The 22213-nt window shown below is 65.4% G+C and carries 20 protein-coding genes; 6 read left to right on the top strand and 14 right to left on the bottom strand.

The window, feature by feature from the left end; translation table 11 throughout:
- The first annotated feature begins 171 nt into the window (after window positions 1-171).
- The 3 genes from AAC691_RS07025 (at window position 172) to AAC691_RS07015 (ending at window position 5347) form a co-directional block, all read left to right on the top strand.
- On the top strand, window positions 172-2535 hold the full coding sequence (locus tag AAC691_RS07025) for a heavy metal translocating P-type ATPase (protein WP_342629482.1): 2364 nt from the start codon (window positions 172-174) through the stop codon (window positions 2533-2535).
- Window positions 2536-2832: 297 nt separating this feature from the next.
- Window positions 2833-4056 carry a divalent metal cation transporter gene (locus AAC691_RS07020; protein WP_342629481.1) on the top strand — a complete coding sequence of 408 codons (1224 nt, stop codon included), beginning with the start codon at window positions 2833-2835 and terminating at the stop codon, window positions 4054-4056.
- Between the two features lie 154 nt (window positions 4057-4210).
- Window positions 4211-5347: a hypothetical protein gene (locus tag AAC691_RS07015; protein ID WP_342629480.1), complete on the top strand. Its 1137-nt coding sequence runs from the start codon at window positions 4211-4213 to the stop codon at window positions 5345-5347.
- Between the two features lie 72 nt (window positions 5348-5419).
- Here AAC691_RS07015 and AAC691_RS07010 read toward each other — a convergent pair whose 3' ends face one another.
- Entirely contained in the window at window positions 5420-5953 is a 534-nt protein-coding gene (locus tag AAC691_RS07010; protein ID WP_342629479.1) for an Hsp20/alpha crystallin family protein, read from the bottom strand.
- A gap of 243 nt (window positions 5954-6196) precedes the next feature.
- On the opposite strand from AAC691_RS07010, the gene AAC691_RS07005 reads away from it, so the two are divergent.
- On the top strand, window positions 6197-7588 hold the full coding sequence (locus AAC691_RS07005; protein ID WP_342629478.1) for a bifunctional enoyl-CoA hydratase/phosphate acetyltransferase: 1392 nt from the start codon (window positions 6197-6199) through the stop codon (window positions 7586-7588).
- Between the two features lie 79 nt (window positions 7589-7667).
- Window positions 7668-8093: a hypothetical protein gene (locus AAC691_RS07000; RefSeq protein ID WP_342629477.1), complete on the top strand. Its 426-nt coding sequence runs from the start codon at window positions 7668-7670 to the stop codon at window positions 8091-8093.
- A gap of 48 nt (window positions 8094-8141) precedes the next feature.
- Here the strand turns inward: AAC691_RS07000 and hypE are convergent, their stop codons facing one another.
- Genes hypE through AAC691_RS06940 form a run of 12 tightly spaced genes read right to left on the bottom strand, consistent with a single transcriptional unit; the run spans window position 8142 to window position 19509 of the window.
- Window positions 8142-9191, bottom strand: a complete 1050-nt coding sequence (hypE, locus tag AAC691_RS06995; protein ID WP_342629476.1) for a hydrogenase expression/formation protein HypE — start codon at window positions 9189-9191, stop codon at window positions 8142-8144.
- Window positions 9188-10309, bottom strand: a complete 1122-nt coding sequence (gene hypD, locus AAC691_RS06990) for a hydrogenase formation protein HypD (protein ID WP_342630163.1) — start codon at window positions 10307-10309, stop codon at window positions 9188-9190. Before hypD ends, hypE begins: the two co-directional genes overlap by 4 nt.
- A 19-nt stretch (window positions 10310-10328) precedes the next feature.
- Window positions 10329-10577 carry a HypC/HybG/HupF family hydrogenase formation chaperone gene (locus AAC691_RS06985; protein WP_323991781.1) on the bottom strand — a complete coding sequence of 83 codons (249 nt, stop codon included), beginning with the start codon at window positions 10575-10577 and terminating at the stop codon, window positions 10329-10331.
- 2 nt (window positions 10578-10579) lie between these two features.
- Window positions 10580-12865, bottom strand: a complete 2286-nt coding sequence (gene hypF / locus AAC691_RS06980; RefSeq protein ID WP_342629475.1) for a carbamoyltransferase HypF — start codon at window positions 12863-12865, stop codon at window positions 10580-10582.
- A complete protein-coding gene (gene hypB, locus AAC691_RS06975; protein ID WP_342629474.1) occupies window positions 12843-13667 on the bottom strand; it encodes a hydrogenase nickel incorporation protein HypB in 825 nt (274 codons plus the stop codon). Before hypB ends, hypF begins: the two co-directional genes overlap by 23 nt.
- 53 nt (window positions 13668-13720) lie before the next feature.
- Window positions 13721-14053: a hydrogenase maturation nickel metallochaperone HypA gene (locus tag AAC691_RS06970; RefSeq protein ID WP_342629473.1), complete on the bottom strand. Its 333-nt coding sequence runs from the start codon at window positions 14051-14053 to the stop codon at window positions 13721-13723.
- A 35-nt stretch (window positions 14054-14088) separates the two neighbouring features.
- Window positions 14089-14484 (bottom strand): response regulator, encoded by a 396-nt coding sequence (locus AAC691_RS06965; protein ID WP_342629472.1) that lies wholly within the window; start codon window positions 14482-14484, stop codon window positions 14089-14091.
- A gap of 7 nt (window positions 14485-14491) precedes the next feature.
- Window positions 14492-14938: a hydrogenase maturation protease gene (locus AAC691_RS06960; protein ID WP_176638805.1), complete on the bottom strand. Its 447-nt coding sequence runs from the start codon at window positions 14936-14938 to the stop codon at window positions 14492-14494.
- A complete protein-coding gene (locus tag AAC691_RS06955; protein WP_342629471.1) occupies window positions 14935-16407 on the bottom strand; it encodes a Ni/Fe hydrogenase subunit alpha in 1473 nt (490 codons plus the stop codon). The genes AAC691_RS06960 and AAC691_RS06955 overlap by 4 nt, the downstream gene beginning before the upstream one ends.
- Before the next feature lie 16 nt (window positions 16408-16423).
- A complete protein-coding gene (locus AAC691_RS06950) occupies window positions 16424-16966 on the bottom strand; it encodes an NADP oxidoreductase (RefSeq protein ID WP_342629470.1) in 543 nt (180 codons plus the stop codon).
- 16 nt (window positions 16967-16982) lie between these two features.
- Window positions 16983-17705, bottom strand: coding sequence for a 2Fe-2S iron-sulfur cluster-binding protein (locus AAC691_RS06945; RefSeq protein WP_342629469.1), 723 nt, complete (start codon window positions 17703-17705; stop codon window positions 16983-16985).
- Window position 17706: 1 nt separating this feature from the next.
- A complete protein-coding gene (locus tag AAC691_RS06940; protein WP_342629468.1) occupies window positions 17707-19509 on the bottom strand; it encodes an NAD(P)H-dependent oxidoreductase subunit E in 1803 nt (600 codons plus the stop codon).
- Window positions 19510-19726: 217 nt separating this feature from the next.
- Here AAC691_RS06940 and glgP point away from each other — a divergent pair, with 217 nt between their 5' ends.
- On the top strand, window positions 19727-21439 hold the full coding sequence (glgP, locus tag AAC691_RS06935) for an alpha-glucan family phosphorylase (protein ID WP_342629467.1): 1713 nt from the start codon (window positions 19727-19729) through the stop codon (window positions 21437-21439).
- Between the two features lie 166 nt (window positions 21440-21605).
- On the opposite strand, the gene AAC691_RS06930 is transcribed toward glgP, so the two are convergent.
- The gene (locus AAC691_RS06930; protein ID WP_342629466.1) at window positions 21606-22121 is read right to left on the bottom strand and encodes a hypothetical protein; all 516 of its coding nucleotides are present in this window, start codon (window positions 22119-22121) and stop codon (window positions 21606-21608) included.
- Window positions 22122-22213 lie beyond the last annotated feature (92 nt).

The following is a 22213-nucleotide window of genomic DNA, read 5'->3' as shown; positions in this document are numbered from 1 at the left end:
ACCGAAAGGGCGTGACGGCCCGATCGCATTCGCAACGCGCGACGCACGGTCGGGTTCGCCCTCGGACGTCTTTCGCGACGCGGCTGGTTTCAGGTTCGCGTCGATACAAGATTTCCCGATATACGCGCCCGATCATGCGGTCCGGTCGCTTGTCGGAGGGGGTCCTTCATCATGCCTCAGCGGGCCGAGGATGCGCGGCATCCCATCACGCGGCATCCCATCACCCTGGGCGTCACCCTGGGCGCCATCCTGGACGGGGCGGCACGGCGTGTCCTGCTTCCTCTGGTTGCCGGGGCATTGTGCATCGGCGGTGTGGGGCGTCTGCTGGGCTGGGCATGGAGCGACTGGTTCTGGATGGCCGGAACCGCCGTCGTGCTGTGCTTCCTGCTGCTGCAGATCGCCCTGACGCTGCGTCGCGGCGAATTCGGACTCGACCTGATCGCCGCCCTCGCCATGGGGGGCGCCCTTCTGCTGGGCCAGAATCTGGCCGGCATCATCATTGCCCTGATGTTTGCCGGCGGAGAGGCGCTGGAAGGTTTTGCGCAGGGGCGCGCGCGGCGCGAGATGACCGCGCTGCTCGATCGCGTGCCGCGCAGCGCCGCCCGCTATGACGGGGAACAATTGCGGGACGTGCCTCTGGCCGCGCTTCTGGCCGGCGACCGCATCCTGGTGCGGCAGGGCGATGTCGTTCCCGTGGACGGGCTGGTGACCAAGGGGATCGCCGTCCTGGATGAATCGGCGCTGACGGGAGAGGCGCTGCCCGTATCGCACCGGGTCGGCGCCGCGATCGTCAGCGGCACGACCAATGCCGGCGACGCCTTCGGCATGCAGGCGACCAGCACGGCCGCCGACAGCACCTATGCCGGGATCGTCCGTCTGGTCGAGGCCGCGGGCGCCGCAAGGGCGCCCATGGTGCGCCTGGCCGATCGTTATGCGCTGGTCTTCTTCGCGCTTACTCTTTTCGTGACGGGGGCGGCCTGGATCGTCAGCCGCGATCCTGTCCGGGCCCTGGCGGTCCTGGTCGTGGCAACACCCTGTCCGCTCATCCTCGCGGTGCCGGTGGCGATCATGTCCGGCATCTCCCGCTGCGCGCGCCGCGGCATCCTCGTGAAGGGCGGCGGCGCGCTGGAACAGCTCAGCCGGATCAGGACCGTCATCTTCGACAAGACCGGCACCCTGACCGACGGCCGGGCCCGCATTCTGGACATGATGTGCGACACCATCGATCCGCGCGAATTATTGCGCATCGCGGCGTCGCTCGACCAGGTTTCGCACCATGTCGTCGCGCGTTCGCTGGTGCTGAGCGCCGGAGAACGCGGGATCGTCCTGTCCCTGCCCGAGGCGGCCCACGAACAGTCCGGCGCCGGCGTGACCGGCAGGCTGGAGGGGCATCTGGTTGTGGTCGGCAGTTGGGATTATGTGCGCGCCGCCACCGACGACACGCCGTTTGCGGCGGAAATTTCGGAGTGGATGCGCCGCGACGGCGCGGTGGCGGTCGCGGTGGGCATCGACCGCCATGTCGCCGGCGCGTTCCTGCTGGCGGACCAGGTCCGGCCCGAGGCCGGGGTCGTGCTGCGGCAATTGCGGGATGCCGGCATAAGCCGGATCGTACTGGCGACCGGGGACCGGGCCGACCTCGCGGCCAGTGTCGGCGTATTCCTCGAGGTCGATGCCGTCGTGGCGGATCTCAAGCCCCAGGACAAGACGGCGATCGTCGCCGCGGAGAAATCGGCCGGCCCGGTTCTGATGGCCGGGGACGGGGTCAATGACGCGCCGGCCCTGGCCGCATCCGACCTGGGCGTGGCCATGGGCGCCCGCGGTGCCGCGGCCTCGTCGGAGGCGGCGGACATCGTCATCCTGGTCGACAGGCTGGACCGGCTGGTGGATGCCCTGCGCATCGCCCGGCGGGCGCGCCGGATCGCGCTGCAAAGCGTCTATGCGGGCGTGGGCCTGTCCATTTGCGCCATGCTGGCCGCCACCGCGGGGTATCTCATCCCGGTCGAGGGCGCGCTGCTGCAGGAAGGTATCGATGCCGCCGTCATTCTCAATGCCCTGCGCGCGCTGCATGGCGGCCTCTGGCGCCGCGCCGGACATGCCGGCCTCGCACCGGATGAATTGCGCGCCCTCGATGCCGAACACCAGGCGCTGCTCGACGTCGTCGACCGCATTCGCGTGACCGCGGACCGGTCGCATGACGTGTCGGGGCCGGATCTCGACAAGGATCTGGAAATCCTGGATCAGATGCTGCGACAGCGGCTTCTGCCGCATGAGCGGCAGGATGACCGGGAGATCTATGCCCGCATCAGGCGGCAGGCGCGCATGCCCGACCTGCTGGCCGGCATGAGCCGCACCCACATGGAGATACGGCGCCAGATCCACAATCTGGCCGCGCTGCGCCGCGCCGTGTCGGAACATGGCGCGAATGCGCTGCAGCGCCGCGAACTGCAGCGCCTGCTCTACGGCCTCGAAGCCATTACCCGCCTGCATTTCGCGCAGGAGGAGGAAATCTATCGCCTGCTTGAGCGGGAACGGTAGGGGACAGGGCGCGCCCATCCCCCGGCGCGGCCGATCACCTGCCGGTGGCGCGTCTGCCGGAGCGGCTGGCTGAAGATTATGTGTTTGTCGGGAGATTATGTGTTTGCGGCGCTTTGCGAAGCCGTCTGCCTGTCGTACGCTGCGAGGGACGAGGCCCGCTACGAACGAGTTCACCGTAACCGGGGGGCGTTCGGAACATCGGAAACTGAACAGAACATGACGATCCTGGGACAGCGGGGAATGAAGGGCCGCCTAGCCAAAATCGGGGCCCGTATCAGAAAGAGTCCCATCACGCGGGTGGGACCCGGCCTGATTACCGGGGTCGCGGACGACGATCCCAGCGGAATTGCCACCTATTCGCACGCAGGGGCCACCTTCGGTCTGGACATGCTCTGGACGATGCCGCTGGCATTTCCGCTGATGGCGGCGATCCAGTTGGTCTGCGCGCGCATCGGCCGGGTCACCGGGCGTGGCCTGGCGGCCAATATCAAGACCGCGTTTCCCGCCCCGGTGCTGCTGGCCGTCACCGGCCTGCTGCTGCTTGCCAATACGCTCAACATCGCGGCCGACATCGCCGCGATGGGCGACGTCACCTCTTTGGTCACCGGCCTGAACAAGCAGCTTGCAGCCATATTCTGGGTGATCGTCACCCTTGTGCTGCAGGTCTTCGTCCCGTATCACCGATATGTATATTTTCTGAAATGGCTTACGCTTTCCCTGTTGTCCTATTTCATCGTGGCCATGATCGTTCATGTGCCCTGGCACGACGTCGCGATGCGGACGATCCGGCCCCATGTGACCTGGGATGGACGTACCGCCGAAATGGTGCTGGGCGTGTTCGGCACGACGATCAGCCCGTATCTGTTCTTCTGGCAGGCCTCGGAAGAAGTGGAGGATCTGCGGATTCATCACGCGGAACCCCTGCTGACCGATGACATGGGCGCCGCCGGCGAGCTGCGCCGCATTTCGTGGGATACATGGAGCGGCATGTTCTATTCGGATGTGACCGCGTATTTCATCATCCTTGCGACGGCGGTGACGCTGCATGCGCACGGCGTCACCCGGATCGAAACGGCGGCACAGGCCGCCGATGCGCTCCGGCCCCTGGCGGGTGACTTCGCCTATTACCTGTTCGCGGTCGGTATCTGGGGGGTCGGCCTGATCGGTGTCCCTGTCCTGGCCGGATCGGCGGCCTATGGCTTTTCGGAGGCGATGAACTGGCAATGGGGGCTGGAACGCAAGGCGACCGACGCGCGCGGCTTCTATGGTGTCATCATCGTCAGTGTCCTGGCGGCGCTGGTCATCCAGTTCTCCCCCCTCAGCCCCATGAAGGCGCTGTTCTGGTGTGCCGTCCTGAACGGCGTCGTCGCCGCGCCGCTGATGGCCGTCCTGCTTCTGCTCGGGGGGCGGCGCCTGACATTGGGAAAATTCGTGGTCAGCAAGACCATATTGGCGCTTGGATGGATCGCGACCTTCGTGATGGCGGTTTCAACCGTCGAGATGGTCCTGGGATGGTTCTGAAGAGTTGGATGCCGCGAAGCCGGATCATGTGACGGTTTCGTGTTCCCTTGAACCTGGGGCCTCTCGCTACACTTAGAGTGGATTGGCACGGGCCGATCCGCCGGTTTTGGGTCATCCTTTTCTTCGGGCATGTCGCATCCGTGCGGAGGCCACCATGCTTCAATACAGTCCGGCCGGGCAGGGGCAGATATCCGAAAGGCGCCGGCGATTGCTGATCGGCAATTGCCCGCGGCAGCCCGATCGTCGCGGGTTCGTCGCCGATGCCTCGGGTGATTACGAACTGGCCATCGTCGAATTCGACGACCAGGGCTGCTATTATGAACGCGCGCAGATGGCCGCCCTGGCGGACCAGGTCGCCCGTCTGGTCCGTCAGGACACGGACGCCGTCATCGTCGTCTTTGTTCATGGCTGGAACCATAACGCCGATCCCCTGGATGCCGGTCTGCTGGGTTTTCGGCATGTCCTGTCGATCGCCGCGCGGCACGAACGGCAATTGAACCCGGCCCGTCCCCGCTCCATTCTGGGGATATTCGTCGGGTGGCGCGGCCGGACGCTTTTTCATCCCGTGCTCGAATATCTCACTTTCTGGGGGCGCCAGGCGGCAGGGCGGCGGGTTGCCGGCGGGTCGGTACGCGAATTGTTCGGGCTGTTGCGGCGGTATCGTGATGCTAGACGCGCGGCAGGCGGGTGCCCCCTGCTTGCCGTCATCGGTCATAGTTTCGGCGGGATGATCGTGTACTCGGTCTTGAGCCAGTCGCTGATCGAATATGCGTCCTCGCCGGACCCGCAGGATTCGCCCCGGTTCGCAGATCTGGTCCTGCTGATCAACCCCGTGCTGGAAGCGACACGCTATCTGCCGATCTACGACATCCTGCGGCGGCCGGGCGTCCCTCTGCATGGTCATGACACGCCACCGGTCTTCGTATGTGTGTCGGCGCGCAATGACTGGCCCGACCGCATCCTGTTTCCGCTGGGACATGCCGCGGCCCGCATGATGCAACGCTGCCGGTCCCGGCTGGAGCGCAGATGCCTGGGGCGCACGATCGGAAATATCCGCCCATTTCGCACGCACCGGTTGAGGGGTCCCGTCGATGGCGAAATGTTTTCATTGACCCCGACCGGCAATGCCAACCGGCCGGGGACGCCCTTCTGGATCGTGCGTGCAGGTTCCCATGTGGTGGACGGGCATGACGGCATCTCCCACGAGCCGTTCCAGGAATTCGTCGGCAGCCTGCTGTTCCAGCACCAGGGCAGGACGTCACACGGCACGGGGCCGCACTCCGCGGCCTGAGCCGGGGGCACGATCCCGTACCGTGTTGCGGCATTCCTGCCGCCGGTTCCGGCGTCTCCGTCGCGGTCGTGTTCAGGTATGTTTGATGGGGATGACCTGTTCGTTCTTCTGGGCCTCGGCCGTCTTGGGCAGGGTCACCGTCAGCACGCCCTTGCTGAAGGATGCTTCGATCGCCCCGACATCCACCTCGTCAGGGATCTGGAAGGAGCGCAGGAACGTGCCGAAGCGTCGCTCGGAGTGGTAATAATTGTTCTTCTTCTCTTCTTTTTCTTCATGTTTTTCACCGCGAATGATCAAAGTGTCATTCGTCGTTTTGACCTCGACGTCGGTCTCGTCCATTCCGGGAAGCTCGACGGTGATTTCATAGCGGTTGTCCCGGTCGAGAATGTCGATCGGAGGCGCGATGTCGAGGCCCTCGCCCCGCGGCCAGAACATATCGAGGCCCGATGAACGGCCAAAGGGACGGCGCCACCACCCCGACGGGAGTTCGTCAAACCTGCGGTCCAGTTCGCGGCGCAACGTATCGAGCGCCGGCCAGGATGCCGCCCGTAGCGGTTTTGCGGGCCTGGATTCCGGTTTGATCGCGAGTTTGTTGGGGTCTGCCATGGGAATCTCCATGTCTTCGCACTGCGAGTACCAGGCAGGGGGCAAGCTGGTCTCTGGGGCTAGGGAACGCGGGATCCGGCGGTAAGTTGTCACCCGAAGCACCGGCTGCGTGCTTTGTGTCGTGTCGAAAAAATCGAGGGGCGGACACTGATCCGCGCGGAGAAGGATCCCTATCTGTCGGATGCCGCGGCAAGCGGCGATGCGCGGTGTCGCACGCGCGCGCAAGGCAAGGGTCGAGAGGGGATGCAGCCGATCGAAAACCGCGTATTCGATGCGATCGCGCCGGGGGAGGCGGCCAGCGTGACCCACACGCTGACCTATAAGGACATGCAGATATTCTCGACGATGGCGCGGCATATGTGCCCTGCCGCGATCGACGAAGCGGCCGCCCGCAGCGAGCCGTTCTATGATGTCGCCGCCCAGGGAATGTGGCTGCCCGCATTGGTTTCGGCGCTGGTCGCGACCCGGCTTCCCGGCCTGGGCAGCAAATATGCCGCGCAGAGCCTTCACTTCGAACGCGCGATCGCGCTGGGCGATACGATGACGGTGACCTTGACGGTGACGGCGAAGGATGCGCGGGACGGCATCGTCGGCATGGACTGCCTGGCAACGAACCAGCGGGGCGAGATCGTCGCCCGTGGGCGTGCCGAGATCATCGCGCCGACCGAGAAGATATCGCGCCTTCGCGAGACCCGATCGGATCAATTGTCGTCGGGCAAGGGGCGCCGGTACGAACGGCTGATCGCCCTGACCCGGGGGCTGGCGCCGATCAGGACGGCCGTCATCTATCCGGTGGAGACGATCTCCCTTCTCGGTGCCATGGAGGCCGCGCGCGCCAATCTGATAGAGCCTATCCTGATCGGTCCGGAAGACAGGATACGCGCCGAGGCCGCGCGGGCGCAGGTCGATGTGTCGGGGTACGAAATCGTCCCGGCGGATCGGCCCGAGGAGGCAGCGCAAGCCGCGGTCCGCTTGGCCCGCGAGGCACGGGCCGAGGCCCTGATGAAGGGGGCGCTGCACACGGACGTGCTGCTTCGCGCCGTTCTGGACCGCGATCACGGCTTGCGGACCGAACGGCGGCTCAGCCACGTGTTCGCGATCGACGCGCCGTTCTATCCGCGCCCGATCCTGCTGACCGACGCCGCGGTCAATATCGACCCGACACTTTCCGACAAACGGGATATCGTCCAGAACGCGATCGCGCTGGCCCATGCGTTGGGCATTCCGTGTCCCCGGGTTGCGATCCTGTCCGCCGTGGAAACGGTGACCGAGGCTCTTCGTTCAACGCTCGATGCGGCCGCCTTATGCAAGATGGCTGAACGTGGCCAGATTACCGGCGGCATACTGGACGGTCCGCTCGCGTTCGACAACGCGGTCTCGGTCATGGCGGCGAAGGCCAAGGGGATCGTCTCGCCCGTCGCGGGGCATGCGGACATCTTCGTCGTGCCGGACCTGGAAGCGGGGAACATGCTGGCCAAGGAACTGGAATATCTGGCCGATGCCCAGATGGCGGGCATAGCGCTCGGCGCCCGGGTACCGATCATTCTGACCAGTCGTGCCGACAAGACGCTGGCCCGTCTCGGGTCATGCGCGATCGCGCTGCTTCTGGTCCGTCATGCCGGGGAAAAAACCTGATTTTGGTCGGCATCGGCGCGGATTTTCCAAGATCTGTCATGCGCTTCATGAGGTTGGAAAGGGAAAGGAGAAACGCAGCATGGAACAAGGATTACCCAACGCCGGCATGGAAGCGGCAGCCCTGACACCCGACCAGCGGCACAGGTTTGCCGCGGCCCTGGAGCAATATCTCGACGCGGACAAGCCGGGCCAGGGGGTGTACGGGCTGCTGAGCCGGGCCGCCGACGCGGCGATCTATGACCAGGTGCGCGGCTGGGGGTGCCAGCCCCATCCGCCCGAGGCGGCCCCCGGGATGATCCATGTCCTGATCCCGCCAGAAGACATGCGGAAACTTCTGGCCCTGGCGGATATTTCCGAGCAGCAGGCTATTGCGTATCTGGTCGTGCATCTGCCGCGTGCCGTTCGGAATTACGTGCTGAAATTGCCGATGCATCGGCCGGGCAGCCTGTACGAGCGGGCGAAGCAACATTTCCCGTGTGTTGCCGCGGACAGGTCGAAAGGCTGACCACGGGATGACGGGCCCGGGGGATGGAGGACGGAGGACCCGGCCGCGTCAGCAGATTCGCGGCAGATGTTCGCCGAACAGCCAGTCCACGATCCGTCCGCCACCGAATCCGGTCGTCATCTGCACGAAATGGTCTGGGTCTTCGATCACGTCTCCGATGATGCAGGCATCGCGGCCCAGAGGATGCTTCCGCATCGCCTGCAACAGGCGCGTCGCCTCCTGGGGGGCGACGATCGCGATCAATTTGCCTTCGCTGGCGACATAGAGCGGGTCCAGGCCAAGAAGTTCGCAAGCGGCGGCCACGTTTTCCCGCACGGGTATGGCCTCTTCCCGCAGCATTATGCCGACGGATGATTGATGCGCGATCTCGTTCAGCGTCGCGCCGATGCCGCCGCGCGTCGGATCGCGCAGCAGTCGGAGCGCGCTGCCGGATGCGCGGATCATCTCGGCGACGAGGGTATGAAGTGCCGCGCTATCGGACAGGATGTCGGTTTCGAAACCCAGGCCGGCGCGTTTGGACATGATCGCGGCCCCATGATCGCCCAGGAAGCCGGAGACCAGTACCTTGTCCCCCGGCCGGGCCTGATCACCTGACAACGCAACCCCAGGAGGGATGCGTCCGACCCCGGTCGTCGTGATGAACACGCCGTCCGCCTTGCCGCGTTCGACGACCTTGATGTCGCCGGTTACGATCGCAACATCCGACGCGCGGCTGGCCGTTCCCATGCTGGCGGCGATCCGCTGCAGGTCACGCAACGGAAATCCCTCTTCGATCACGAATCCCGCGGCCATGTACACCGGGACGGAACCGGCCATCGCCAGGTCGTTGATCGTGCCGTGCACGGCCAGGGATCCGATATCGCCGCCGGGGAAGAAGATCGGCGATACGACATATGAATCGGTGGAGAGCGCGATATGGCCGCCGGTCACCGGGAAGACGGCGCAATCATTAGCCTGGTCGAGCAAAGGGTTGGAAAATGCCGCGCGGAAGATCTCATCGATCAGTTGCGCCATGGCCCGGCCGCCGGCCCCGTGCGACAGGTCGACGCGGCCATTGGCGATGTCGAGCCGGCGTTGGCGGGGGACCTGCCTGCTCATCGGTCCCGCGCACCTGGCGGCGTCCTGTCTCGAAATCGTTTATAGGTCCAATGGGCGGCGCAGGCGCCTTCGGGCGAGACCATGCAGGAACCGATCGGCGTTTCCGGCGAGCAGACCGTACCAAACAGACGGCAATCGGTCGGTTTTCGTACGCCGCGCAATACGTCGCCGCAGGCGCAGGCAGGATTGTCCGCGGCCGGCAGGGTGGTAATGCCGTATCGCCGTTCGGCATCGAATGCGGCATGGCGGTCGTTCAGGCGCAATGCGCTGTATGGAATCTCGCACAGCCCACGCCATGCGAACGATTCGCGAATCTCGAAGACATCGGCAATGGCCCGCTGGGCAAGGAGATTGCCGCCCCGTATCACCGCACGGCGATACTGGTTTTCGACGACGCAGCGCCCCGCGTTCATCTGCCGGACCAGCATGACGATCCCCTGCAGCACGTCCAGCGGTTCGAACCCCGTCACGACAACGGGTTTTGAAAAGCGTGCCGCGATGTCCTCATAGGGAGACGTGCCGATGACCGTGCTGACATGTGCCGGGCCGACCAACCCATCGATCGCCACGTCCTGATTGTCGAGAATGGCGCGGATGGCCGGCGGTGTCAGAACATGGTTGCACAATATACTGAAATTAAAAATATTCCTTTCCTTAGAGTGAAGGATTGCAAGGGCGGTGGGCGGCGTCGTCGTCTCGAAACCCACCGCCAGAAAGACAATCCGGCGTTCCGGTTCGGTCTCGGCAATCTGCAGGGCGTCGTGCGTGGAATACACCATCCGGATATCGGCCCCGGCCGCGCGGGCCCGCAGCAGGCTGCCGCCGTCCGGGGTCGGGACGCGCATCAGGTCGGCATAGGTGCATAGCGTGATGCCGGGTTGCCCGGCCAGCCGGATCGCATCCTCGATCCGGCCGACGGGCAGGACGCAGATCGGGCAACCGGGGCCATGGACCATCCGTACATTGCGTGGCAGCAGATCCTCGATACCGTATCGTGCGATGGCGTGGGTATGACCACCGCAGAATTCCATGATCCGATAATCGCGGTGCGGATCGGCCTCGCGCGCCAGCGTCTCGGCAAGCGCACGGGCCAGATGCCCGTCGCGATATTCCGTCATGTATTTCACGACGCGTCTTTCATTGAAGGACGTCCTGCCCGCCCGGGAACGAAGACAGGCCGGCGGCGCGCATCAAGGCGAGCGTTTGCGCCGCCTCTTCGGGGTCGAGCCTGGCCAGGGCATATCCGACATGGATGATGACATAGTCGCCGACAGCCACGTCCTCGAGCAGTGCGACGGAGACCAGGCGCGAGACGCCGTTCAGGGTAACGCGGGCCATGGCGTCGGGCAGCAGCGCATCGACCCGGATGGGAATCGCCAGGCACATCGCTATGTCCTTTCATATCCGGGAATGCCCGCGCGGGTACCGTCTTTCAGGCACAGCCTGGCCCACGCCGCCTGTCCCAGGGACAGCCCCCCGTCATTGGCCGGGACGCTACGCGGCATGATCGGATTCAACCCCGCATTCCGCAATGCGCCTGCCAGCCCGTCGGCCAGCAGCCGGTTTGCGAGGCATCCTCCGGCCAGAAGCACAGTCCGTACCCCCAGGCGCGCGGCATGGCTGGCGGTCAATGCCGACAGGCCGGCGATGACGGTGCCATGAAACAGGTCCGCACCTGTGCGTGCATCCATCCCCGGCTGCGACAGCGCAGCAAGCAGCGGCAGGAAATCCAGCGTGCCGCCATTCAGCCGATAGCCGTTCACCAGACCCCGCGGTGCCGTGGCCAGGGCTTCCAGCGCCATGGCGGCTTCGGCTTCATGGCTCTGGCGGACACAGATTCCCAGCAGGGCGGCGGCGGCATCGAACAGCCGGCCCATGCTGCTCGTGCCCGGGAAGGCGCCGCCGGCCACCAGACCCGCCAGGCGCGCCGCCTGCGGAACGGTATGAAATCTTCGACCTGCCTCGTCCCCCCGCCCCAGCGTGGCCAGAACGGCGACACCCATGCGCCAGGGTTCGCGTGCCGCCCGGTCCCCGCCGGGCAGCGGCACGGGGGCAAGATGGCCAAGCCGGTGCCACGTCGATCCGTCGACATGGAGCAGTTCGCCACCCCAATTGCCGCCGTCATGACCATGACCATGGCCGTCCAGGGCCAGGCCCAGATAGGGGCCGCGCACGATCCGCTCGGCGGCCACCGCAGCAAGATGGGCCAGGTGATGCTGGACCGGCAGAACAGGCATTCCGCTTTCCTGCGCATAGCGGCTCGACGGATAATCCGGGTGCAGGTCACAGGCGACGACAAGCGGGACAACGCCCAGAAACGCGGTCATGCGGCGGATCGCGTCCGCATGGCGCCGAATGGCCTGGGGGCTGTCCAGATCCCCGATATGCTGGGAAAGAAAGGCTTCGCGCCCCCGGATGATGCAGATCGTCGCCTTCAGATAGGCCCCCACGGCCAGGACGGGCGGTCCGTCCTCTGCCAGGTCGATCGGCGCGGGGACGATGCCCCGCGCCCGGCGGAGACAGGCGGGAGCCCGGTCGATGACCGTCATGACCGAATCGTCCAGTCCGTTTTCGATGTCGCGGTCATGGGTGACGATCAGGTCGGCCAGGCCGGCCAGTTGCGCATGCGCCGCCCCGTTATCGGTAATCAACGGCATGCCGGCGCGGTTCGCGCTGGTCGCGACCAGGCAGGCCGGCGCGCTGGTGCCGCGCCGGCGCGCCTCTTGCGCCAGTGCGTGGAAGAGCAGGTGATGGATCGGGGCCGATGGCAGCATGACGCCGATCTGCCTCAGGCCAGGGGCCACGGACGGCGCCACGATCGTGCGTCGGGCCAGCAGCACGATCGGCCGTTCGGGCCGTTCAAGCATCCGGCGCGACAGCGGATCGACGATCGCGACCAGCCCGGCGGCGGCCAGGTCGGCGACAAGGGTGGCGAAGGGCTTGGCCGGCCGGTTCTTCCGGACCCTGAGCCGACGCACGGCGGCCTCGTTCCCTGCATCGCAATAAAGATGGAACCCGCCGACGCCCTTCAGCGCCACGATGGCGCCATCGCACAGGGCGCTGGCGATCTGGTCCGTCGAGGCACTCAAACGCGGCCCGCAGGACGCGCAGGCGATCGTTTCGGCATGAAAGCGCCGGTTGCCGGGTGCCTGATAATCGCGCCGGCAATCGGGGCAGAGACTGAAGGCAGACATCGTCGTGTTCGCGCGATCGAACGGAAGCGCCCGCGTGATCGTCAGGCGGGGGCCGCACTGCGTGCAACTGATGAATGGATAGAGGTAAAAGCGGCCGGCCGGATCGAAAAGCTCTTGCAGGCAGGACGGGCAGGGTGGCGCATCCGTGGCCATACGGGTGTGGCCTGGGCGGTGGATGGTTTCGCGGATTTCGAACCCTTTGCCGCCGTCGGGAGGGATATCGCGCACATCCACCCGCTCTATGCGGGCAAGGGGCGGCGGTGCGGCGCGAAGGGCGGCAAGAAACCCGTCCAGGGATGCACCCTCGATTTCGGCCAGCACGCCGTCGCCGTCATTCAGGACGTAGCCGGAAAGGCCATGTTGCCGCGCAAGCCCGTAGATGAAAGGACGAAAGCCCACACCCTGTACGACCCCGCCGATACGAACCTGGACACGCCGCGCCGCGCGGCGCGTATCCCTAGCGCCGGGCAGGGTATGCATGGTCCGGCCCGTCCGGGACCGCGGCCGGGCGACATTGCATGACCCAGCCGGCCAGTTCGTTCAGCCCCGCGCCCGTCCTGGCGGAAACCTCCAGGATCTGCAGGTGCGGGTTCACCCGGCGCGCCGCCGCGATGCAGGCGTCGCGGTCGAAATCCAGATGCGGAAGCAGGTCGATCTTATTCAGCACCATCAAATGCGACGAGGAAAAGATATGCGGATATTTGAGCGGCTTGTCCTCTCCCTCGGTCACCGACAGCACGACCATGCGGGATCTTTCCCCCAGGTCGAAGGCGGCGGGGCAAACCAGGTTTCCGACATTCTCGATAAACAGGACGCCGTTTTGCGGCGTGGGCAGCATGTCCATCGCGTGCGACACCATGTGCGCATCCAGATGGCAGCCCTTGCCGGTATTGACCTGCACCGCCGCAGCCCCGGTGGCGCGGATCCGTTCGGCGTCGCGTGACGTCTGCTGGTCGCCCTCGATGACCGCGACCGGCAGGAATGTCCGTATATGTTCGACAAGTCTGACCAGAAGCGAAGTCTTCCCCGCACCCGGGCTGGAGACGATATTAAGCGCAAAGCTGCCCTGTTGCAGCAGCCGCGCGCGATTGGCCGCCGCGAAGGCATCGTTGGCCGCCAGAATATCGCGCTCGATCCGTATCGCGCGTTCCTTTCCGACGCCCGGCGCATGCGCATGTGCGCTGTCGGGCCCGACATCCCCGGATCCGAAATCAAGCCCGGATCTGAAATCAAGACAGCCGCCGTCATGGTGCTGGTGGGCATGCCCCTCCCGATGCGCCATGGCATGATCCGCCGGCTCGGTACCCGGCGTTCCGCATCCGCAGATCACGCACATCAGATCACCTCCAGTCCGGTCAGGAAAAAATCGTCGCCGCCGGTCACCACCAGGTTGGCCAGGGCGCAGCGCGGACAATCCTGATGCCACTCGGTTACGGAGCCTGTGTACCCGCAATCGGGACAGAAACCGTTGGCCGGTACGGTCTCGATTTGCAGTCGCGCCTTATGGGCGATTGTACCCCGCGCGACCGCGGCGAAACAGAATTGCAGCGCCATGGGCTCGACCGGGCCAAGCACCCCGATGGCCACCGTGACCGTGTGAACGCAGCGAAAACCCTGTTTGCGGGATTCTTCCTCGATCAATGCCAGAAGATTTTCGGCGAGCGACATTTCGTGCATGTCGGGCTTTCTGCGCGGTCCATATTTCAGGAGGCGCTCAGCCGTGACCGCAAGGCCTGGATAACGATCGGTGCATCGACGGGTTTAAGGAACACGCCCGAAATGCCGAGTTCGTGAAAGCCCGTCGTGCCCGACAGGGATTGCGACGCGGTGCTGATGATGAAAAGCGGGATTGCGAGTCCCTCGTTGCGCAGCGTCTCCGCCAGATGGGCGCCGGCGTCGGCGGTTTCGAGCATCAGGTCGGCCAGGATCGCATCCGGACGAACCCGGCGTGTCGTGCGCAGGCCCTCGCGGCTGTCGGCGGCCTCGCCGACGCTGAAGCCGGCCTGTTCCAGCGCGTCGCGCAGGGCGCCCCGGGCGGTCGCGTCGGTATCGATCAGCAGAAGGGTGCGCCGTTTCGCGCCAAGCCCGATATTACCCATGATCTTCTTATCCCGCATCGCCGCGCAGCCGCGCGCCGAGCGCCCGGACGGCGTGGCCGAGATTGCGCGCCGCGCGCGGCGTCAGATCCTCGGCAAGGGTGAAGCTGTAGCCGCGGATTGCCAGTTGGTAGGCGCGGGGCGTCGCGCCGAGATAATCGCGTGCGATGGCCAGGACGGCGGGGGGTGAGAGAACATGGCTGGTAAAGCCGATTTCGGGCGCGGGAAAGACCGGCGTCACACGGAATGGGGCATGCCCGCGAAGCGTGGCGTCGATGAACCAGACGACGTCGTTTTCCGCGATGTCGAGGGCATCCTCGATCGCGAGCTGGTACGGATCATGGATCGCGATGTTGGGCAGGCGCAGGCCGGCGATCGCCGTCGCGGCGGCGGGGCCCAGCCCGTCGTCCTCGCGCCCCGGATTGCCGACGCCGATCACCAGCGTTCGTGCGATCATCCGCGCGCCTTCGACAGGATGGGCGTGCCGTCACTGTCCTCCAGCGTCACGACCAGCTTCATCTGTCCCAGCGCATGGGTGGCGCAGGACAGACAGGGATCATAGGCCCGGATGGCGACTTCCAGGTGGTTGAGCAGTCCTTCGCTGATGTCGCGGCCGGCGAGATCACGCTCGGCGACCTGGCGGATCGAACGGTTGATCGCCTCGTTATTGTGAGTGGTCGCGACGATCAGGTTCGCACGCACGATGCGGTCCTGTTCATCGATCTCGTAATGATGAAACAGCGTGCCCCGCGGCGCTTCCAGGACGGAGATGCCGCGCAGGCGCTTCTCGCCCGTGACGACCAGGTCGCTGCCCTGCAGGTCGTCGTCATGGAGCAGGATGCGGATCGTCTCGGCGCAATGGATCATGCAGACAAGCCGCGCCCAGTGATAGGCGAGGGTCGCATGAATCGGCCCGCCGCCATTCCTGACGCCGCCTTGGGCCATGAAATCGCGGCGCGCCTGTTCCGCCAGGGGGGTGCCGATGAAGGCGCAGCAATTCAACTGCGCCAGGGGGCCGACACGGTACCAGCCCTGTTCGGGGCCGAGCGCACGGATATAGGGGAATTTCATGTAGCTCCACGGCCGGACCTCCTCGCCGAGATGATCGGCATAGCGATCGGCGGGAATTCCGTCGAAGATCATGCCGCCCTTTGCGTCCATGGCGCGCAACCGCCCATCATACAGGTCCAGCCCGCCATCGGCGGCGACAAGGCTCATGTAATGCGATTCGATCCGCGCGAATTCCGCGTGCAGTTCGGGGTGGGCGTCGATGAAGGCGCGATGGAGTTCGAGCGCCTGGCAGCACCAGGCCAGAACCGGTTCGACATCGCGCCGCAAATTGTCCCGGTATTCCACGGAGAGATTCTGGTTGACCCCACCCGGTACGCAGAGCCGGGGATGGATCCGGCGTCCGCCGGTGGCGGCGATCACCATCTGTCCGAACTTGCGGATCATGATCGCCCATTTCCCGACCTCGGGATAGCGCTCCATCACGCCGATGATCGTGCGCGTCTCGACGGGGGCCTCGAAGCCCAGCAGCAGGTCCGGGGACGCAAGGTGGAAGAAATTGACGGCGCTGGATTGCAGGACCTGGCCGTAATGCATCAGCCGGCGCATCTTCTCGGCGGTGGGCGTCAGCCGGTCCACGCCGGCGATCGCATCCATCGCCTTGCCGGCGCCCAGATGATGGCTGACCGGGCAGATGCCGCAGAGCCTCTGCACGATGACGGGGACTTCCCAATACATCCGTCCCTGGATGAAGCGTTCGAACCCGCGGAATTCGACGACGTGGAAACGCGCCTGGGCGATGTTTCCCGCGTCATCCAGCCGCAGCGTGACCTTGCCGTGGCCTTCGACGCGCGTGACCGGATCGATGACGATCCGGCGCGTGCCCGAATCCCGGTTGCCATTATCCTTGTCGTTCATGGTCCGTCACGCATTGTCATTCGTATTTCAAAAGCGGATAAGGCAGGTCCGGTGCCTGGCCGGTCAGCAGCGCGCGCAATGTTTCCCAGATCGCATCCGCCGATGGCGGGCAGCCCGGCAGGAAATGATCGATCCGGACGATGTCGTGCGCCGGGTAGACGCGATCCAGCAGAAGGGGCAATTCGGGATCGTCGGGGATATGGCCGCCGCATGTGACGGTCGGGCCGTTCTGGTATGCTTCCTCGAGACAGGCGCGCAGGGTGACGACGTTGCGCATGGCCGGCACGCCGCCGTACAGGGCGCAGGCCCCCACTGAAACCAGGGTCCGGCAATGGGTACGGAATTGCCGCAGCACGTGGACATTGTGCGTGTTCGAGCATCCGCCCTCGATAAATCCGATATCGACGGGGCGATCGAACCGTTTCTTGTCGTCGAACGGAGAGCGGTCCAGTTCGACGAGATCGGCCAGGTCGAGCAGCCGTTCGTCGATATCCAGCAGGGACATGTGGCAGCCGAAACAGCCGGTCAGCGAACAGGTGGCGAGGCGCGGCCGGGTCATGTCGCCCTCCAGCGGATCACGACGGCGGCGCCTTGCGGCGCGCCTCGATATCGGTTCCGATCGGCGTCTTGTCGAAGCGGCGCTGCCCGTTCGGAATCCGATAGCCGTCACGCCGGATGACGATGCAGGCCACCGGACAGACATGGGCCGCCTTGTCGATCGCCGCCATCTGGGTTGCGCCCAGTCCGCCCCATCCATCCACATGCAGATGCATGGCGATGCCGCGCCCCTCGTAGCTGAAGACAGACTTGCCGTCCGGCATGCGGGAGGCCTCGATGCAGCGCGAGCACGCGATGCAGCGTTCGCGGTCCAGGAAAATATCCGGATGGCTGGCATCGATCTCGTGGCGCGGCCAGAAAAACGGATAGACCGGCGCCGTCATGCCCAGCCGGTAGCCCAGGGCCTGGAGTTCGCAATCGCCGCTGGCCACGCAGTACGGGCAGGGGTGATTGCCTTCGACGAACATCATCTCGATCAGGGCCAGGCGATCGGCATTCAGTTGCGGCGTGTCGTTCTCGACGACCATGCCGTCGCGCACCGGGGTTACGCAGGCGGCGGCCTGGTGTCCGTCGATGCGGCAGGTGCAGACGCGGCAATTCCCGGCCGGGCGCAGATCGGGATGATAGCACAGGCGCGGAATATAAAGCCCCGCCGCATCACATGCCGCGATCAGACTCTGGCCTTCCTGCGTCTGGACGGTAATCCCGTCGATGGTGAATTGCAGTGTCCCAAGCGGCATTTCAGAACAACTCCTCGACAGGGTGCCGACCTTGCAGGGCGGCGCTTTCCCGCTGGGCGGCGACCAGGTCGATCTTCGAGACGAAATCCGCGGCGTGCAATCGCGCCTCATAGCGTTCGGGAAAATCGCGCATCGTGCTCAGGATCGGATTGGGCGCGGTCTGGCCCAGTCCGCATCGGCTGGTGCGCGCCACGGTGCCCGCCAGGGATTCCAGCGCCCCGATGTCGCGCAAGGTGGCGCGTCCGGCGGCGACATGCGCCATCTGGTCGCGCAGCAGCGCGGTGCCGACGCGGCACGGCGTGCACCAGCCGCAGGATTCGTCGGCGAAGAATTCAGCAAATTGCAGAACGATGTCCAGCACGTCGCGATCCGGCCCGAAGATCATGATCGACCCGCCGGTCGACAGGTCCTCATAGGCCAGGCGCCTGCCGAAATCCTTCGGCGCGACCGATCGGCCCGACGGGCCGCCGACCTGCACGAACCCCGCGTCCGGCGCACCGGCCAGATCGAGCAGGCCGTTCAGCGTGATGCCGAACGGAACCTCGTACAGGCCGGGATGCGGACAATCGCCGGACAGGCTCATCAATTTCGTGCCCGTGGATTCGCGGGTGCCCAGGGCGGCGAAGGTTTCCGGCCCGTTCTCCATGATTCGGGCGACGCAGGCCAGGGTCTCGACATTGTTCACGGCGGTCGGCCGGTCGCGATATCCATGTTCGGTCGGGAAAGGGGGACGGTCGCGCGGCGCGCCGCGCTTGCCTTCCAACGATTCGATCAGCGCCGATTCCTCGCCGCAGATATAGGCCCCGGCACCGGACTGGATGCGGATCTCGAAGCCGAACGCATCATGCCCGCAGATCGCGCCGCCCAGCAGCCCCAGCCGGCGGCGCGCGGCCAGGACATCGTGCAGGGCCGGCAGCATCCAGGCATATTCCGCCCGCAGATACATCACCCCGGATGGTGCCCCCAGCGCATAGCCGGCGATGGTCATGCCGTCGAAGACAAGGTCGGCGAAATCCGACAAAAGCACCCGGTCCTTGAATGTCCCCGGCTCGCCTTCGTCGGCATTGCAGATGATGTGGCGCTCGCCGTCCGGACCGTTACGGCAAAGGCGCCATTTCAGCGCGGTCGGGAAGCCTGCGCCGCCCCTGCCGCGCAGGCGTGCTGCGGCGATCCGCGCGACCACCTGTTCCGGGGGCAGCAGCAGGGCGGCGCGAATCCCGTCGCCGCGGCGGGCGGCGCGCGACAGCAATGGTCCGGCCTGGATCACGTTGGGATGGACGCGCGCATGGGGCAGGGGGACGCGGTTACCCGGCGACGGGATGCCCGTGGAGGCGTCGATCGCGGCCCGCAGCGCGGCCAGGATCGCCGGGACGACCTCCGGGGTCAGCGCGGTGACGACCACGTCGTCGACCAGGGCCGCGGGCTCCTGATCGGCCATGCCGATATCGCTGGTCCAGTTCAGGGTGACGAGGCCGTCGGGCGACGTCTCGCCCATGGCGATGCCCAGCGCCTGGCAGAAGGCGTGGGCGACGGCATCGGCGCCGTGAATGCGCGAAATCGGGGTGCGGGACAGGCGGATCTGAAACCGGCCGGCCGGGACGCGGCTGAAGAATGCATAGAAGGACAACGCATCGATCACGTCACCCACATGCATGCCCAACCCCGCAGCGATCGCGGATGCACTGGCATCGCTGACATGGCCGTATCTGGTTTGGACCGCGCGCAGCACGTCCATCAGGCGGCCGCGATCGGCCCCGACCAGGGCGATCTGTTCGTCAAGGAAAGCGTCGCCCGTGCTGGCCATGAGCAGGTCTTCCTCCCGAGGATCAGTCCGGGATCGGCCCTTCGGGACACTAGCGCGCCGTGGCCGGCGGCGGATGCGTCCTTCACGGAATCTTTTTTGCGGGATGGCCGGTCGCTGCGGCGTTATGGGCCGGCTGGCAGGGCAGTCCGCTCGTCTCTGCCCGGTTTATTTTCTCTATCTTCTCTATCTTCTTTATCTTTGCCGGAGTGGTGTCGGGATGGGGCCCCTGGAACGCTTTGTCGGCTCGGCGTCGATCGCCTATTTCAGCATGGAAATCGCGCTGGATCCGGCAATCCCGACCTATAGCGGGGGCCTTGGCATTCTGGCGGGCGACGCGGCGCGGTCGGCGGCCGATCTCGATCTGCCCATGGTGTTCGTGACCCTTGCCTGCCGCCAGGGCTATCTTCACCAGGAAATCGACGCCAGGGGCGTCCAGCACGATCATCCCGAACCATGGGATCTCTCCGCCGTGGCCCGGCCGCTGTCGGCGATGGTCGCCGTCTTCATCGAAGGCCGCGCGGTCTGGATCCGGCCCTGGCTCCATGTCCTGAAACGGGCGGGCGGGGCGATTCCGGTCTTGCTCCTCGACACGCACCTTACCGAAAATGACCGCCGCGACCGGGACGTCGCGGATCGCCTCTATGGCGGAAACGAAGCGCACCGGCTGGCGCAGGAGATCGTTCTGGGTATCGGCGGCGAGAAGGTCCTGCGTGCGCTCGGCTTCTCCATCGCGACCTATCATCTCAACGAGGGGCATGGCGCCCTGTTGCCGCTCGCGCTGTTGCGGCAGCATCCGCGACCGCCCAGCCATGTCTCGACGGATATGTTTCCGTATGACCGGGAGCGTGTGCTGGAACGCTGCGTCTTTACCACCCATACGCCGGTCGAGGCAGGGCACGACCGGTTCGGGTACGAACTGGTCGGTCGCATCCTGGGGCGTTATATCGACCTGCCGATGCTGCAGCAACTGGCCGGCGCCGGCTCGCTGAACATGACGCAACTGGCCGTCAATCTGTGCGGCTACATCAATGGCGTCGCCGAGCGTCATGGCGAAACGACGCAGAAATTGTTCCCCGGCTATGTGATCCGTTCGATTACGAACGGCGTCCATCCGGAAACCTGGGTGCATCCGGCCTTCGCGCGACTTTACGACCGGATATGCCCGCGCTGGCGTCACGAGCCGGAATTCCTGGCCTATGCGGATATCCTGCCGCCCACGGACTGGTTCGCGGCACATGAGGCGGCCAAGTCGGATCTTCTGGCCGCGATTCAGCGGGCGACGGGGCAGGCCCTGGATCCGTCGGTCCTGATCGTCGGCTGCGCCAGGCGCATGACGGCCTATAAACGGGCGGACCTGATCTTGGAAAACCTTCCGCGCCTGATGGAACTCGCCGGGGAATACCCAATCCAGATCGTGTTCGCGGGCAAGGCGCATCCACGCGACGGAGACGGCAAACGGATGATCGCGCGCATTGCGGACGCCGCGCGCCGCGCAACGGGGCGCGTGCCGATCGTCTTCCTGCCCGACTACGGCTTCGCGCAGGCGAGGATGCTGGTTGCGGGTGCCGATCTTTGGCTGAATACGCCACTGCCGCCCATGGAGGCATCGGGGACCAGCGGCATGAAGGCGGCCCTCAACGGCGTGCCCAGCCTCAGCGTCCTGGACGGCTGGTGGATCGAAGGCTGCATGGAAGGCGTGACGGGCTGGGCGATCGGCACGCCGGACATGCCGGCCGAGGCGCATGGCGCCGCCCTGCTGGACAAGCTGCAGCAGGTGATCCTGCCGCTGTTCTACAAGGACCGCGGTGGATGGGCCCGGGTGATGGCCGGCGCGGTGTCGAAATGCGGCTCGGTCTTTACCAGCCATCGGATGATGCGGCGTTACATGAGCGAGGCTTATCGCGGCCACCTCGTCTGGCGGCCGCGATAAGGGGACCGTCAAGGGAACGCGGGGCGGGATGTCCGCCCTGGCACCCGCGGCGATGCGGCAGGCATCCATAACCCCACTCTCCTGAGAGTTGAGGTCTCCGGAAATTCCGGCGCGGTTTATCTTTTAAGTTTTTCGTCCCCCAGACGGGGACGTGGAAATACGGATGTCATTCCGCGATAACGGCTTCATGGTTTGCGTGGGCGACATCCCTGGCCTGTCTGCGCAAAGAGATGATTTGGACCGTCAAACCAATAACGAGGCAGATGAGCAGGCCAGATTGCGTGCCGACAAGAAGCGGCGCGTGCGGGTCGGTCACCAGGGGGTGGCCGTCGGGAACGCGGCGCAAGGTTTCGGTTGCGGCGGGCAGCATCAGCAGAAATACCGTCATGGTGAGAAAGATCGCTTCAAGATATCGGCCTGAACGACCGAAAATCGGCATGTGGCCGACGCCGTACCCGGCAAGAAGAAGCAGGATCGTCACGGCGCCGAAGCCGTAGCTCACCGGCTGCTTGGCCACGAGGAATGCCGTCACCGCGCCTGTCAGCATCGCCACGAGGTAGGCAACCCCAGGCGCCGATCGCGGGACGATCCGCCCGTGACGGACGAACATATACCCGGCCAATGGAATGGCGGGCAGACTTCCGAGCGTGTGTATCCAGCCAACGGGGGTGATTCCAAACATGTCAGTCTCCATCTTGCAGAACCGATATATACCTACTAGTAGGTAGGTATGAAAGGTAAGCTTTTCCAGTCAAGGTATAATTGTTACGGAGA

This window comes from Nguyenibacter vanlangensis (assembly GCF_038719015.1).
Classification (GTDB): Bacteria; Pseudomonadota; Alphaproteobacteria; order Acetobacterales; family Acetobacteraceae; genus Gluconacetobacter; species Gluconacetobacter vanlangensis.
Note: the sequence above shows the minus strand (reverse complement) of the source record. Positions and strands in the feature narration are given on the sequence as shown.

What these genes read in the sequence shown, in the direction of transcription:
- AAC691_RS07025 (WP_342629482.1), top strand. Translation starts at nt 172, where the DNA reads ATGCCTCAGCGGGCCGAGGATGCGCGGCATCCCATCACGCGGCATCCC.
- AAC691_RS07015 (WP_342629480.1), top strand. Translation starts at nt 4,211, where the DNA reads ATGCTTCAATACAGTCCGGCCGGGCAGGGGCAGATATCCGAAAGGCGC.
- AAC691_RS07010 (WP_342629479.1), bottom strand. Translation starts at nt 5,953, where the DNA reads ATGGCAGACCCCAACAAACTCGCGATCAAACCGGAATCCAGGCCCGCA.
- AAC691_RS07005 (WP_342629478.1), top strand. Translation starts at nt 6,197, where the DNA reads ATGCAGCCGATCGAAAACCGCGTATTCGATGCGATCGCGCCGGGGGAG.
- AAC691_RS07000 (WP_342629477.1), top strand. Translation starts at nt 7,668, where the DNA reads ATGGAACAAGGATTACCCAACGCCGGCATGGAAGCGGCAGCCCTGACA.
- hypE (WP_342629476.1), bottom strand. Translation starts at nt 9,191, where the DNA reads ATGAGCAGGCAGGTCCCCCGCCAACGCCGGCTCGACATCGCCAATGGC.
- hypD (WP_342630163.1), bottom strand. Translation starts at nt 10,309, where the DNA reads ATGACGGAATATCGCGACGGGCATCTGGCCCGTGCGCTTGCCGAGACG.
- AAC691_RS06985 (WP_323991781.1), bottom strand. Translation starts at nt 10,577, where the DNA reads ATGTGCCTGGCGATTCCCATCCGGGTCGATGCGCTGCTGCCCGACGCC.
- hypF (WP_342629475.1), bottom strand. Translation starts at nt 12,865, where the DNA reads ATGCATACCCTGCCCGGCGCTAGGGATACGCGCCGCGCGGCGCGGCGT.
- hypB (WP_342629474.1), bottom strand. Translation starts at nt 13,667, where the DNA reads ATGGCGCATCGGGAGGGGCATGCCCACCAGCACCATGACGGCGGCTGT.
- AAC691_RS06970 (WP_342629473.1), bottom strand. Translation starts at nt 14,053, where the DNA reads ATGTCGCTCGCCGAAAATCTTCTGGCATTGATCGAGGAAGAATCCCGC.
- AAC691_RS06965 (WP_342629472.1), bottom strand. Translation starts at nt 14,484, where the DNA reads ATGGGTAATATCGGGCTTGGCGCGAAACGGCGCACCCTTCTGCTGATC.
- AAC691_RS06960 (WP_176638805.1), bottom strand. Translation starts at nt 14,938, where the DNA reads ATGATCGCACGAACGCTGGTGATCGGCGTCGGCAATCCGGGGCGCGAG.
- AAC691_RS06955 (WP_342629471.1), bottom strand. Translation starts at nt 16,407, where the DNA reads ATGAACGACAAGGATAATGGCAACCGGGATTCGGGCACGCGCCGGATC.
- AAC691_RS06950 (WP_342629470.1), bottom strand. Translation starts at nt 16,966, where the DNA reads ATGACCCGGCCGCGCCTCGCCACCTGTTCGCTGACCGGCTGTTTCGGC.
- AAC691_RS06945 (WP_342629469.1), bottom strand. Translation starts at nt 17,705, where the DNA reads ATGCCGCTTGGGACACTGCAATTCACCATCGACGGGATTACCGTCCAG.
- AAC691_RS06940 (WP_342629468.1), bottom strand. Translation starts at nt 19,509, where the DNA reads ATGGCCAGCACGGGCGACGCTTTCCTTGACGAACAGATCGCCCTGGTC.
- glgP (WP_342629467.1), top strand. Translation starts at nt 19,727, where the DNA reads ATGGGGCCCCTGGAACGCTTTGTCGGCTCGGCGTCGATCGCCTATTTC.
- AAC691_RS06930 (WP_342629466.1), bottom strand. Translation starts at nt 22,121, where the DNA reads ATGTTTGGAATCACCCCCGTTGGCTGGATACACACGCTCGGAAGTCTG.